The organism is Streptomyces omiyaensis, from assembly GCF_014650895.1.
In the GTDB taxonomy this organism is placed as follows: Bacteria; Actinomycetota; Actinomycetes; order Streptomycetales; family Streptomycetaceae; genus Streptomyces; species Streptomyces omiyaensis.
Genome location: NZ_BMVV01000009.1, coordinates 3,102 through 15,341 on the forward strand (window position 1 = coordinate 3,102; position 12,240 = coordinate 15,341).

The following is a 12,240-nucleotide window of genomic DNA, read 5'->3' on the forward strand; positions in this document are numbered from 1 at the left end:
TCACGGACGTCCTCACCACCGAGGCGAGCGTCCCGGACGTCAAGGCCACCCGGCCCGTCCAGCAGAACCTCGCCGACCGCGGCCTCACACCAGGTGAGTACTACCTCGACGCCGGCTACCCGTCCGCAGACCTCATCCATGAGGCCGCCGACCAGGGCATCACCATGGTCACCCCGGCACTCCTCGACCACTCACCACAGGACAGGGCCGACGCCGGCTTCCAGAAGAGCGCCTTCCGTATCGACTGGAAGGTCCGCCAGGCCCGCTGCCCTCAAGGCCGCACCAGCACCGGCTGGTTCCCCGTCCGGCAGCACGGCCGCGACGCCATCGTCGTCCAGTTCGCCCGCACCGACTGCCACGGCTGCCCTGCCCAGGACAAGTGCACCACCTCCGCACGCGGCACCCGCATCCTCAGCCTCCGCCCCCGGGAACTCCACGAGACCCTGGCCAGTGCCCGGGCCGAGCAGACCACCAAGACATGGAAGACCAAGTATGCACTTCGCGCCGGTATCGAGGGCACCATCAACCAGGCCCTCGACGTCACCGGCCTCCGCCGGGCCCGCTACCGCGGCCTGTCCAAGATCCGCCTCCAGCACGCCTTCTCCGCCACCGCCGTCAACGTCATCCGCCTCGACGCCCACTGGAACCCCAGCCAACCATCCTTCACGCCCCGGACCAGCAGACTCACCCGCCTCAGCCACCAACTCGCAGCCCGAAACCCGAAGGGTGTAGCTCCAGTTCCGGGGCCGCGGAATACTCGGCTGCAACCAAGGCTGGCCCGCCCATAGGATCCTCGTTCGAGGCGCTGACACGGCGCCCTGCCGACAGTTGGCACTCCAACGGACCCTGGATGCGTGGCGAAATGAGCAGCCGACTCTTCGCAATCTCCTTCGACGTGCACCAGCCCGAGCGCCTAGCGCATTTCTGGTCCGGCGTCCTGGGCTTGGAGAGAACCGACGTTTCCTACGACGGCGTCACCCTGCTGTCCGGGAATGACGCCGGCTACCGCCTCGGCTTCCGTCCCGCCCAGGCGCAGAAGACCGCCCAGAACCGGCTGCACTTCGACCTGACCAGCTCCTCCCTGAAGGACCAACAGGAGACCGTGGCCAGGGCGCTCGACCTCGGCGCGCAGCACGCCGACGTCGGCCAGGGACCGGACGTGTCCCATGTGGTGCTCGCCGACCCCGAGGGCAACGAGTTCTGTGTCATCGAGCCGGGCAACAATTTCCTCGCCGGCTGCGGTTTCATCGGAGCACTCGCCTGCGATGGTTCGCAGGCCGTGGGCTACTTCTGGAGCGAGGCGCTGGGCTGGCCGCTGGTATGGGACCAGGACGAGGAGACCGCCATCCAGTCACCGAACGGCGGTACGAAGATCACGTGGGGCGGTCCGCCGCTGATGCCGGACCCCGGCAAGGACCTGCACTTCGACCTCGCGCCGGACGACGATCAGCAAGCGGAGGTCGAGCGCCTGCTCTCCCTCGGGGCGAAGCGTCTCGACTCTGGCCACGGCGGGGACGGCGCGGTGCTACTGGCCGACCCCGACGGCAACGAGTTCCGCGTGCTCACGCGCCGGTGAAGCCGGAACCGACGGGAGCCGCGCCAGGCGGTTGCTGCTGCGGGGAGCGCAACAGAGGGTCGGGCAGGTCCCCGTCACCAAACGGGCAGCTCAAGCATCCTGCGAGGAGAGAGCTACACCCAACCCCGAATTAAGCAGCAGAGTCGCCGCCCAGCGCAAAGCCGGCCGCGAACTCGGCTCCGCCTCCGCCGTCGCCGACTCCAAGCAGACCCTGCTGTGCACCTACCTCTCCGCGGTGCTCCTGGTCGGCCTGCTGGCCAACCTGCTGCTCGGCTGGTCCTGGGCCGACCCGATCGCCGCCCTCGTCATCGCCGCCATCGCCGTCAAGGAGGGCCGTGACGCCTGGCAGGGCAAGGGCTGCTGCGCACCCACCACGACCTCCGTGACCCCGCCCGCCGCCGAGGCCGACGCGTGCGGCTGCCGACCGGGCTGTGACTGCTGCAGCTGAACCCCAGGACACCACCCGCTGGAGGACGCCATGGAAGTCGAACTGCTTGTCGTGCCGGGCTGCCCGAACACCCAGCCCGCAGCCGCCCGGCTCCGCCAGGCACTCGACGAACTCGGCCTGAACGACCTGGCGTTCAACACGCGTGTCATCGCCGAGCAGGCCGGCGCCGAGGCGGCGTGCTTCACCGGCTCGCCCACGATCCTGATCGACGGCCACGACCCCTTCGCAGAGCCCGGCCGGACGCCGGCCCTGGGCTGCCGCCTCTACCGCACTCCCGACGGCCTGGCCGGCGTGCCTACCGCCGACCAGGTGCGACAGGCTCTGACCAGCGCCCTCTAGGCTGTCCGGCAGAGTCGGCAAGAGGAGCGAGCGAGCATGAGCGACGACGCCAGAGACCTGGCCGAGGCCCAGCGGCGGCACTGGCAGAACACCTACACCGCCCACCCAGGCATGTACGGCGAGAAGCCCTCCGCCCCCGCCGTCCACGCCGCACTGGTCTTCCGTGCAGCCGGAGCCGAGGACGTGCTGGAGCTCGGTGCCGGCCACGGCCGCGACGCCCTCTACTTCGCCCGCGAGGGCTTCACGGTCCAGGCCACCGACTTCAGCCCCACCGGCCTGGAACAGCTCAAGCGGACGGCCCACGACCAGGGCGTCGCGGAGCGGGTGACCACCGCGGTCCACGACGTGCGCGAGCCGCTGCCCCTGCCGGACGCATCCGTCGACGCCGTCTTCGCGCACATGCTCCTGTGCATGGCCCTGTCCACGAAGGAGATCCACACCCTCGTCGGCGAGATCCGCCGCGTCCTGCGCCCCGGCGGCACGTTCGTCTACACCGTCCGCCACACCGGCGACGCCCACTACGGCGCCGGAACCTCCCACGGCGACGACATCTACGAACACGGCGGCTTCGCCGTGCACTTCTTCCCCCGTCACCTCGTCGACTCCCTCGCCGACGGCTGGACCCTCGACGACGTCCACGCCTTCGAGGAAGGCGACCTGCCCCGCCGCCTGTGGCGCGTCACCCAGACCCTGCCCCGATGACCACAGACCCGATACGCCCAGCCGACCTCACCGTCGACGGCACCGGACTGCTCTGCGTCACCCTCCTGCTGCGCCTGCGCAAACAGATCGAAGACGCACCAGCCGGCACCGTGGTCCACGTCATCGCGACCGACCCCGCAGCTCCGCTCGACCTCCCGGCCTGGTGCCACATGGTCGGCCACGACTACCTCGGCCCCCTGCCCGGCAGCCAGCCGGTATACGGAATCCGCTTGACCGCAAACGCCCGCGCCACGCGCGCTGACGCACCCTGGCACCCCGCGTCCACGTCCTCCCGGGGCTGACACGCGCCACCGCGCAACCAGTCCGCAGCTCGGGAACGCCTTGGTATTCCGCAGCTTGTGATAGCCGGAACTACCAGCATTCTCGACGTCCAGCACGATGGAGTTCCTTCCGTTCGCGGGGCGGGTGATCAGGGGCGCAGGGCGTAGCAGCGCAGGACGTCGAGGTCGGCGGTCCGCGCGACGGACCAGCCGGCCGTGAGCAGTTCGGCGTCCGCGGGCGAGATACCGAGGCCGAGGAGAGCCGGGTCGGTGGTCGCGCGGCGGCCGGCGATCTCGGTGACGACCCAGAAGGTGCCGCCGGGCGCGAGGAGGCGACGGACACGGCTGAGGAAGCCGGGCTTGTCGTCCATCCACCGGTAGACCAGGCGGCAGGTGATGAGGGCGTAGGCGGCGTCCGGGAGCGTCGTGAGGTCGCCGGTGGCGATGTCCAGGCACTGCCACGTCGGTCCGGGCCCGGTGTCCTGGGCGGCGGCGAGGGTGATGGCGCTGGGGGAGCAGTCGATGCCGGTCGTGCGGTAGCCGAGCTCGTGGTGGAGGTGGCGGGCGAGGCCGCCGTCGCCGCTGCCGATGTCGAGGGCGGGGCGGCCCTCGCCGGGGCCGAGGTGCTCGGTCATCAGCTGTTCCTCGGACTGGCACAGCGGCCGGTAGCGACGGCGGCTGTGCCAGAGCGGCTCCCAGTGGGCCGGGCTCGCGGTGGATGCGATGGCGGTCACGAGGTTCCCTCTCGGGCAGGCGGCACGGCCGCGGGGGCGGGCAGGACGGGCATGGTGCGCAGAGTGCGTACGGGAGAGCCCAGCAGCAAGAGGACCGGCACGATCTGGAGGAGAGTGCCGATGGCGAGGACGACCGGCACATCCAGGACGCGTGCGAGTGCGCCGGCGCTCGCGGCGGCCAGCGGACGGCTTCCGGCGGTCACGGTGGTGCTGACCGCCTGCATCCGGCCCTGAAAGGCCGGGGCGCACAGGATCTGCCGCAGGGTGCGCTGGCTGACTCCCGCGGCCGTCGCCCAGAACAACTGGGCGGCGAGCGTCGCGGCCAGGACAATCTGCCAGCCGCGGCCGGGCCCGGCCAGAAGGAGCGGCACCTGGGCGAGGGGACTGACCGCGAACCCGATGATGATCACCGGGCCCACGCCGAACCGGTCCGTGATCCGTGAGGTGAGCAGCGCACCGGCCAGACTGCCCATGCCTCCGGCGCCCATGATCACCCCGAACGCGGTCGGGGAGACACCGAGCGCGGTGAGCAGGTAGTACGCCCAGAAGGTGTTCATCAGCGCGAGGCCGAAGGACAGCACGGCCAGGGCCGCGATCACCGTGCGGATCGTCGGCTGCCCGATCACGTAGCGCACGCCGGCGGCGATGTCCCGGGTGAGGCCGCGTGACTTCTCGGCCCCGACGGGGGACACGTGTGGCTCGGGCGCGCGGATGCGCCAGACCAGCCAGGCGGAGGCGAGGAAGGAGGCGGCGTCGACGAGGAGTGACCGTGCGGCGCCGGCGGCTCCCACGAGCGCCGCACCGACGTTGCTGCCCGCGCTGTCGGCCACCGAGGAAGCCGCGCCCAGGCGGGAGTTGGCGTCGTGCAGCAGGTGTGGGGCGACGATGGCCGGCAGGAGACTGATGGCCGCGGCGTCGCGGACCACCTTGGCCGCGCCCACCGCGAGCGTCACCCCGTACAGCTGGCCGATGGTGAGCACTCCGGCCAGAGCGGCGGCCGGGATCGTGGTGAGCGCCGCGGCGGCCACCAGGTCCGAGACGAGGAGCTGGAAACGCTTGGCGTGCCGGTCCGACAAGGCCCCGGCCCAGAGAGCGAGCGTGCTGGGAAGCTGGCCGAGGAACGCGAGCGTCGCCACCTGCCCGGCGGTGGCGCGCAGTTCCAGGACTGCGAGCGCGGGCAGAGCGACGGCGCTCACGCCCGACCCGGCCAGGGTCACGGCCTCGCTGCCGAGCAGGTACCGGTAGGCCGGCAGCGCCCAGGCGGTCGTCATACGGGTCCCGGCGGCGACCGTCACCGGGGTTCACCCCCCACGGCCAGCTCGGGGGCGATCACGTTTGCGTACCGGTGCCCGGCGGCGAAGAAGCGGAGGATCTCGCGGGTGAAAGGGTGGCAGTCGTCGGGCGGGCTGGCGGGATCGACCCAGACGAGCTCGCTGTGGGTGTCCGGCTCCCTGTTGTACGGCTCGCCCTCCCACTCCCTGGCCAGGAAGACGACGCCGGTCACCCGTTCCCCGTCCGCGGCGTGAAGGTGGACCAGCGGGCAGCACTCGAGACGGCCCGGGGTGATGAGGACGCCGGTCTCCTCGGCGAGCTCGCGTGCGGCGCCCGCGTCGAAGAACTCGTCGGCTTCGAGTCGGCCGCCGACGACGGTGAGCAGCCCGGGGGAGTGCCACGACCGCGGCTGGTGCCGGACGGTGAGAACCCGGCCGTCGGCTGGATGGCGCAGCAGGACCATGACGTGCGTGATGCTGCGATGGACGTTGCTCACGGCCGGTCCTCCTTCATGAGCCGCTCCAGGGTCCGCCGGCCTCTGGCGGTGACCTCGGGATGGCCGTTATCCGGGCCCCAGGCCAGGCAGTTGACCGCGTCCAGCGCGGTCAGGCAGCGCAGTACGTGCCGTTCGGCGCCGGTGAGGCCGCGCCCGTACGCCTGGAGGAACGCTCTCTCGCGGTCCGGGTGGTCGAGCCACTCGGTGACGGCGAGGACGACGAGGTCCTGCACGCGGGCGGCCGGGCGGGTGCGCTCGAAGTCGACGAGCGCGAGCCCCGCCTCGGACCACAGCCAGTTCCTCGGCTGGTTGTCGCCGTGGATGCAGCCGAGCGGCACCGGCCCGACGCGGCGGACCTGAGCCGCGTAGTCGCGGACCAGCTGCTGCTCGTCCGCGGTGAGCCGGTCCCCAGCGCGGCCCAGGTACTTCTCCGCGCCATCGGCCGCCGCCACCAGCGACGCTTCGGCTTCCGTCCGGTCGCGGGGGTCGAGCGCACCGGCGTCGTGCAGCCGGGCGCACAGCATGCCGGCCTGCGCGTGCACGGACCGCCACTCGGCGGCGGTCAGTCCCAGCCCAGGTGCCGGGCCACCGGGCGCCACGGTGAGCAGCAGCGCCAAGTCGTCCGCGCGGCTGGCGAGGAGACGGGGCGCCCGGCCGTGCCCGAGCGCGGGAACGACTCCTCGGTAGGCCCGGGTCTCACGGGCGAAGAATTTCCCCGAGGGCGCGACCTTCACGTACCAGCCGGCCCCGCTCTCACCGGTGAGCTCCCACACGCGGGAGCGGTGCCAGTCGTGCGAGGCGTCGCGCACGGTCACGACCGGCCCGGTGAACTGCTCCGCCCAGCGCTGCACGGCGATGGGCAGGGATTTCGTCTGCCTCACGCCGTGCACCTCGCGCTCGGGTGCGACGCGTACGAGGAGCGCAAGTCACAGGTGGCGCTGGTGGCGGGGGACGGGGGCATGGGTCCTCCTTGATGTGGCCTGTCCGCCTGACGGGGCGCGACAGGGGGCGCGGTGAGGTCGGTCAGCGGTCCTGGGAGAGTTCCAGGAGTTCGGCGAAGGTTCCGCCGCCGTGGGTGAGGTCGTCGTACCGGCCCTGTTCGGTGATCCGACCGTGCTCCATCACGATGATGTGGTCGGCGATCTTGGTGTTCTCCAGGCGGTGGGTGACCACGATCGTGATGCGATCGGCGGCGATGGCCTTGATCTGCTCGAAGATCTGGTGTTCGCCCCGGGGGTCCATCTGGGAGGTGGGCTCGTCGAGGATCAGCAGCTCGGGCCGGCGGTACAGGGCCCTGGAACACGCGATGCGCTGCCACTGACCGCCGGAGAGCTCCGTGCCGCCCCACAGGTCCCGGGCGAGGAGGGTGTCGAGACCGGCGGGGAGGTCCTCGACGGCGTCGCGCAGCCCGACCGCGTCGACGGCCTCCCACACCAGTGCGTCGTCGTGGGTACGCGGCTGGCCGAGGGTCACGTTCTCGCGCAGGCGCAGCGGCCACTGCCCGAAGATCTGCGGCACCAGGCCGGTCAGGCGCCAGACCGAGGCCGGGTCGGCGTCGGCGAGGTCGATGCCGTTCCACGAGACCGTGCCCTTGTCCGCCAGGTAGATGCCGGTCAGCAGCCGGGTCAGGGTGCTCTTCCCGGAACCGTTCGTCCCGACGATCGCGAGAATCTGGCCGCGCCGCAGGGTCAGCGAGACGCCGTCGACGGCGGGCTTGTCCTTGCCCGGGTACTGGTAGACCACCTCTTCCAGACGGATCTCGTCCACCGGCGCGGCCAGACGGCAAGGACCCCGCCGGGGCGCGCGGTCGGCGGCCTCGTCGAGGAAGCTCTGCATGTCGCCGAGGTACAGGCTGGTGTGGAACACCGCGGCGCCGCCGGTGACGACCTGGGTCAAGGCGGCGAGCATGGTCTGCACCGCGATCACGGCCGTCGCGGCGACCGCGAGGTCGATCCGGCCGGAGACCGCCAGCCACGCCAGTGCACCCCACGTCGCCGCCAGGCAGATGCCACCGGCGAGCGCGGACAACAGAGCGATCCGCAGGGTTCGTGGCGCGGCGGCCAGGGTGCGCCGATCGCACCGGTCCGACAGAGCCCGGTACCAGTAGACGAGATAGTCGACCATGGAGTTCGCGCGGACCTCGTCGCTGTACTTGGACTCGGTGGCCCACCAGCGCATCATGCCGCGTACGTTGCGATCCGCGATGTTGCCGTAGTGGATCTCGTAGTCCACCCGCGCGCTCAGCACGGCCCCGACACCGGCCGGCAGCACGGCGAGCAGCAGCAGCGGCAGCATCAGCGGGTTCAGCACCGACAGCACGCCACCGGCGGTGACCAGGCGGATCACCGCCGACACGAACTGCTGCGCGTCGGCCACCATCACGTGGGTGCGCATCACCCCCATCTCGGCCGCCTCACGCCGGTCGGAGAAACCGTCCTCCGCGTACGCAGCCGCCTCCACTCGGCACACCGCCTCGACCAGCGCCGAATCCATCTCCGTCGTCAACCGCGGCGTGATCCGCCGCCCCGCGTACGAGGCCACCGCTCCCGCTGTCCGAGCCACGGCGGCGGCGACCGTCACCACGAGCAGCGCCGGCAGGGCACCCCGCAGGCGGTCTCCGGCGGAACCGGCTCCGAGCACGGGTTCCATGGCGCGGGCGGTGGCCGTCAGCAGCACGGCGGCCGAGACGCCAGTGACCAGCTGGCAGCCGAGAAGCAGCTGCACGGCCCCCCGGTCGATCCGCCAGGAAAGCCGCGCGATCCGGCCCAGGACGGCGGGAATCTGCGCGCACATCCGCCAAAAGGACACCTCGGCGAGCGGGTTGATGGAGTACTGCCCGGTGTAGGTGATCTCCGCCGGCGGCGGAGGAGGCGGTGTGGTCTTGTGCTGATCGTTCACGGGAGTCGAGGTCAACGGCGGTTCCTCCTGGACGGTCGCGTGGGGCGGTCGGGTAGCTCAACGACCGCGCCGGGATATCGAACTGGTGTTTTTCGGTCTCGGCGGGATCCCCGAGATTCGGCGCGTGTCGGAGCGTGGCGGATGCATCGACCCGGATCTTCCAACGGTGCTGACAGGTAAGGAGGTTGGCCGAATCGCCGAGGGTGGCAACCTTTAGCGCACGACCGGGCGCGCTGGGGAACTGCTCATCGAGCACCTCGCATACGACCTCACCCTTCAGCCCGGCGGTCACCTTGAGCCGACCGACACCTCGCTGGTCGAGGCGGCGGTGCGCGAGCTGACGGAGGAGACCGGCATGGACCCCCGGCAGGTCTCCGTGGTCTCGCCGACGCCTGTCTACGTCGAGTACGGCAAGGTGCCGGCCCGGCCCGAGAAGGACGAGCCGGAGCACTACCACCTGGACATCGGATACGCCTTCACCACGGTCCGCGGTGATGTCGGACGCATTCAGGAGTCCGAGGTGACCGGCGCCGGCTGGTACCCGCTGGAGGTGGCCGAGCGTCTTGTCGGAGACCGCATCAGGCGAGCGGTCACGGCACCGGCCTAGACGGTGTTTTAGAACGCGCTGACCTGCCTGTTTGGCTGTCCGGGGAAGTCGCGGGCGGCCATCCAGATGGTGAGGTCGCGGGCGATGTCGTTGATGCTGGTCGCCGTGGTGACCTCGTGTTCGTTGCGGGTGGTGTCACGGCGAACGATCTCGTAGCCGTTTCCGTCCAGGACGGCCACGGAGGCGAACCAGACGGGGCCGTCCTCGTCGGGCTGGACGACGACGAAGGTGTTGTCGGAGTCGTTGAGGTCGCTGATCATCATGAACAGCGCGTCCTCGGAGGGGCCTTCGATGCGGTTGCCGTTCTCGCTGTCGGCGCCGTAGTACTGAGCCCCCCTCGTGGTCTCTCCCTCACCCTGTCGACCCTGGTCGCGGTCAGCATGGCATGAGGAACCGACGGCTCGGGCCGGTCACAGCCATTCGCCGATCGTGGCGATCAGGACGGGGGCTTCGAAGCGGACGGCGAGTTTGTCGAACCGGGTGGCGACCGCTCGGTTGCGCTTGAGCCGGTTGATCCCGCACTCGACCGCGTGCCGGGCCTTGTAGTCCTCGCGGTCGATGGCCGGAGGCCGCCCGCCGGCCTCCCGCGCCGTTTGCGGCGGGCGGCCTGGTCGGCGGGCTCCGGGATCGTGCAGCGGCTCCCGCGCTTTCGAAGAGAAGCCCGGTTGGCGCGGGACGAATACACCTTGTCGGCCGGAACCGTGTCGGGCCGAATCCGGGGACGCCCGACACGGCGGGGACGCGCAGACTTGCCATCACTTCAGTGAAGGCGGGCGCGTCGCCGGCCTGTCCGGCCGTAAGCACGAAAGCCAGCGGCCGGCAGTTGCCGTCGGCGGCAAGGTGGATCTTCGTAGTCAGCCCGCCTCGGGAGCGTCCGATGGCGTGGTCCGCTGGCTCGGCGGTTCCAGCCGCATGCTGATGTGCCCGAACGACCGTGGAGTCGACGGATACCACCCGGCTCAGGTCCTCATCGGCCTCTGCTTGGGCCGGCAGGGTGGTGAACACTCGCTCCCAGGTCCCGTCGATCGCCCAGTTCCGCAGACGGCTGTAGGCGCCTTTCCGCGAGCCGAACTCCGCGGGTAGATCCATCCACGGAGATCCGGTCCGGTACTTCCAGGCGATCGCGTCGATCATTTGCCGATGATCACGCCGCCTTCCCCCTCGGCGGGGAGTCCGGTCCGGCCACAGGGGCTCGATCCTGGCCCACTGGACGTCGGTCAACACGCTCAATACAACGAGGGGCCACCTGTGCCCCAACGCCTCAGAACCCAGTCATGGACTTGTCGAGCACCCCGCCCAGCGCGCCGTAGACGCTGCAGCGGACCGAGTGCTTCGCCCTGCGGCGCATCGCGAATCCCACGAGGAACGACAACGCGAAGAGACCGCCGAGGACCGTCGCTACGAGCGGGTCGTAGACGAAGGATACGAAGCACGCGACTCCGGTCCAGACCAGGATCGGCAGGAGGGAGCCGCGCAGCACCGTCTTGAACCTGATCCGTTCCGGCCCCGACGGCAGCACGCGTTCTTGCCACACCTCGATGTGGTTCCTGGTCACACAGTGCTCAGGTCGCATGAAGCCATCACACCACCCACAGCTCGGGTCTTGTGCAGTGATCCGTAAGAATCTGCCTAGCCCTGGCGAGCGCCCTGAATGATCTGGCTGATGATGGCCGTGGCCTGTTCTGGGTGCTTCTCGAGCCATGTGCCGAGGTGTTCTCGTACGGTCTCGGCGACGCTGGTGTGCACTGCGGCGTTGCCCAGCATGCCGCGCGTGGATCCTGAGAACTCGGGGTGGTCCAGCTTGACCGACACGACGGCCGTCAGGCCGTCGCCGGTCTGGTCGACGCTGAGATCGGGCTCTGTCTTTGCCAGGAGCCGCCGCTTTCGCACGTGGGCGTTGACCGCGGCCGCCACCCCGTCGCGGAACCCGGCCGTGTGCGTGCCGCCGTGGGGTGTGGGCTCGCTGTTGGCGTAGCTCTGGAGCCGCTCCTGGTGGGAGCCGCCCCACCGCAGGGCCACCTCGACCGTTCCGGCGATCCGCGGATCCTCCCGCTCGAAGCCGATGACGTCCGGGTGGACGGGAGCTCCCGCCTGCGCGTCGAGGAAGGTGACGAAGTCCCGGGCCCCGCCCGAAAACCGGTACCGCTCCGTTCGGGATCCCATCGGGGGGCGTTCGTCGGTCAGAGTGATGTCCAGGCCCCGGTTGAGGAAGGCCAGTTCCCTGAAACGCTCGGCCAGCACGTCGAACGAGCACTCCGTCGTCTCGAAGATGTCGGTGTCGGGCCAGAAGGAGATGGTGGTCCCGCCTCTGGTCGCCGGTCCTGCGCTGGTGGGTGGGGTGAGCGCGACACCGCGCGCGTACTTTTGGACCCAGTGGATTCCTTCACGCCGCACCTCGGCTGTCAGGCGGCTCGACAGGGCGTTGGTGACGCAGGGCCCAATACCGAAGAGGCTCATGGCCACAGCGTGGCGGCCGCCTGGCTCCGCCCCGGGGTGCATCTGGGTCAGCAAAGCTTCGAGGTCGGAGCCGCCAGTGTTCCCTGCAGCCTCAACGGGGATACCCGGCCCGTCGTCGGCGATACGTACGCCACCGTCGGGTGTGAGGGTGACGCCGACGGTGCTGGCACGGCCGGCCAGGACTTCATTGACCGCCCGGCCCACGACATCGAACACGATCTGGTGCAGGCCACGCTGGCCGGTCGAGCCCACGTACATCCCGGGCCGCTTGCGAACAGCTTCCCACCCCTCCAGTACCTGGATGTGGCTGGCGTCGTACGGGTTGTCGGCGTCACTCATTAAGTCCCCCTCAATGGTGTCCCCAGCGGGACCTCCAGCCTAGGCGGATCTAGGTAAAATGGCAGGTCAGAACTTATTCGCCGAGGGCGTG

Annotated in this window: 13 protein-coding genes and 3 pseudogenes; 7 read left to right on the top strand and 9 right to left on the bottom strand. The window is 70.4% G+C overall.

The annotated features are described in order from the left end of the window. From IE287_RS16740 to IE287_RS16765, 6 genes and pseudogenes are all read left to right on the top strand, one after another. On the top strand, positions 1–788 hold a 788-nt coding region (locus tag IE287_RS16740), incomplete at its 5' end, for a transposase (RefSeq protein WP_189849865.1). A 74-nt stretch (positions 789–862) separates the two neighbouring features. Beyond that, entirely contained in the window at positions 863–1,576 is a 714-nt protein-coding gene (locus tag IE287_RS16745; RefSeq protein WP_189849866.1) for a VOC family protein, read from the top strand. Positions 1,577–1,721: 145 nt separating this feature from the next. Further along, positions 1,722–2,024, top strand: a pseudogene (locus IE287_RS16750) (cation efflux transmembrane domain-containing protein); the annotation flags it as partial. A 30-nt stretch (positions 2,025–2,054) separates the two neighbouring features. Continuing rightward, on the top strand, positions 2,055–2,363 hold the full coding sequence (locus IE287_RS16755; protein WP_189849867.1) for a hypothetical protein: 309 nt from the start codon (positions 2,055–2,057) through the stop codon (positions 2,361–2,363). A gap of 36 nt (positions 2,364–2,399) precedes the next feature. Then, entirely contained in the window at positions 2,400–3,065 is a 666-nt protein-coding gene (locus tag IE287_RS16760; protein ID WP_189849868.1) for a class I SAM-dependent methyltransferase, read from the top strand. Further along, complete coding sequence (locus IE287_RS16765) at positions 3,062–3,367, top strand: sulfurtransferase TusA family protein (protein ID WP_189849869.1); 306 nt, start codon at positions 3,062–3,064, stop codon at positions 3,365–3,367. Before IE287_RS16760 ends, IE287_RS16765 begins: the two co-directional genes overlap by 4 nt. A gap of 128 nt (positions 3,368–3,495) precedes the next feature. Here IE287_RS16765 and IE287_RS16770 read toward each other — a convergent pair whose 3' ends face one another. From IE287_RS16770 to IE287_RS16790, 5 genes are all read right to left on the bottom strand, one after another. Further along, complete coding sequence (locus tag IE287_RS16770; protein WP_189849870.1) at positions 3,496–4,080, bottom strand: class I SAM-dependent methyltransferase; 585 nt, start codon at positions 4,078–4,080, stop codon at positions 3,496–3,498. Then, positions 4,077–5,351, bottom strand: coding sequence for an MFS transporter (locus IE287_RS16775; RefSeq protein ID WP_229883523.1), 1,275 nt, complete (start codon positions 5,349–5,351; stop codon positions 4,077–4,079). The genes IE287_RS16770 and IE287_RS16775 overlap by 4 nt, the downstream gene beginning before the upstream one ends. A gap of 20 nt (positions 5,352–5,371) precedes the next feature. Continuing rightward, complete coding sequence (locus IE287_RS16780) at positions 5,372–5,848, bottom strand: NUDIX domain-containing protein (RefSeq protein WP_189849872.1); 477 nt, start codon at positions 5,846–5,848, stop codon at positions 5,372–5,374. After that, a complete protein-coding gene (locus IE287_RS16785) occupies positions 5,845–6,729 on the bottom strand; it encodes a phosphotransferase enzyme family protein (RefSeq protein ID WP_229883524.1) in 885 nt (294 codons plus the stop codon). Before IE287_RS16785 ends, IE287_RS16780 begins: the two co-directional genes overlap by 4 nt. Positions 6,730–6,871: 142 nt before the next feature. Beyond that, positions 6,872–8,641 carry an ATP-binding cassette domain-containing protein gene (locus tag IE287_RS16790; protein WP_229883554.1) on the bottom strand — a complete coding sequence of 590 codons (1,770 nt, stop codon included), beginning with the start codon at positions 8,639–8,641 and terminating at the stop codon, positions 6,872–6,874. A 352-nt stretch (positions 8,642–8,993) separates the two neighbouring features. Between IE287_RS16790 and IE287_RS16795 the strand changes: the two genes are divergently transcribed. After that, entirely contained in the window at positions 8,994–9,353 is a 360-nt protein-coding gene (locus tag IE287_RS16795) for an NUDIX hydrolase (RefSeq protein WP_268254987.1), read from the top strand. 8 nt (positions 9,354–9,361) lie between these two features. Here the strand turns inward: IE287_RS16795 and IE287_RS16800 are convergent. The 4 genes and pseudogenes from IE287_RS16800 to IE287_RS16815 form a co-directional block, all read right to left on the bottom strand. Beyond that, a pseudogene (locus IE287_RS16800) lies at positions 9,362–9,735 on the bottom strand (hypothetical protein). Positions 9,736–9,763: 28 nt separating this feature from the next. Next, a pseudogene (locus IE287_RS16805) lies at positions 9,764–10,583 on the bottom strand (IS5 family transposase). Between the two features lie 31 nt (positions 10,584–10,614). After that, positions 10,615–10,908, bottom strand: coding sequence for a hypothetical protein (locus IE287_RS16810; protein WP_229883526.1), 294 nt, complete (start codon positions 10,906–10,908; stop codon positions 10,615–10,617). Positions 10,909–10,982: 74 nt separating this feature from the next. After that, entirely contained in the window at positions 10,983–12,149 is a 1,167-nt protein-coding gene (locus IE287_RS16815; RefSeq protein ID WP_189849875.1) for a DNA topoisomerase subunit B, read from the bottom strand. Positions 12,150–12,240 lie beyond the last annotated feature (91 nt).

What these genes read in the sequence shown, in the direction of transcription:
- IE287_RS16745 (WP_189849866.1), top strand. Translation starts at nt 863, where the DNA reads ATGAGCAGCCGACTCTTCGCAATCTCCTTCGACGTGCACCAGCCCGAG.
- IE287_RS16755 (WP_189849867.1), top strand. Translation starts at nt 2,055, where the DNA reads ATGGAAGTCGAACTGCTTGTCGTGCCGGGCTGCCCGAACACCCAGCCC.
- IE287_RS16760 (WP_189849868.1), top strand. Translation starts at nt 2,400, where the DNA reads ATGAGCGACGACGCCAGAGACCTGGCCGAGGCCCAGCGGCGGCACTGG.
- IE287_RS16765 (WP_189849869.1), top strand. Translation starts at nt 3,062, where the DNA reads ATGACCACAGACCCGATACGCCCAGCCGACCTCACCGTCGACGGCACC.
- IE287_RS16775 (WP_229883523.1), bottom strand. Translation starts at nt 5,351, where the DNA reads ATGACGACCGCCTGGGCGCTGCCGGCCTACCGGTACCTGCTCGGCAGC.
- IE287_RS16790 (WP_229883554.1), bottom strand. Translation starts at nt 8,641, where the DNA reads ATGTGCGCGCAGATTCCCGCCGTCCTGGGCCGGATCGCGCGGCTTTCC.
- IE287_RS16815 (WP_189849875.1), bottom strand. Translation starts at nt 12,149, where the DNA reads ATGAGTGACGCCGACAACCCGTACGACGCCAGCCACATCCAGGTACTG.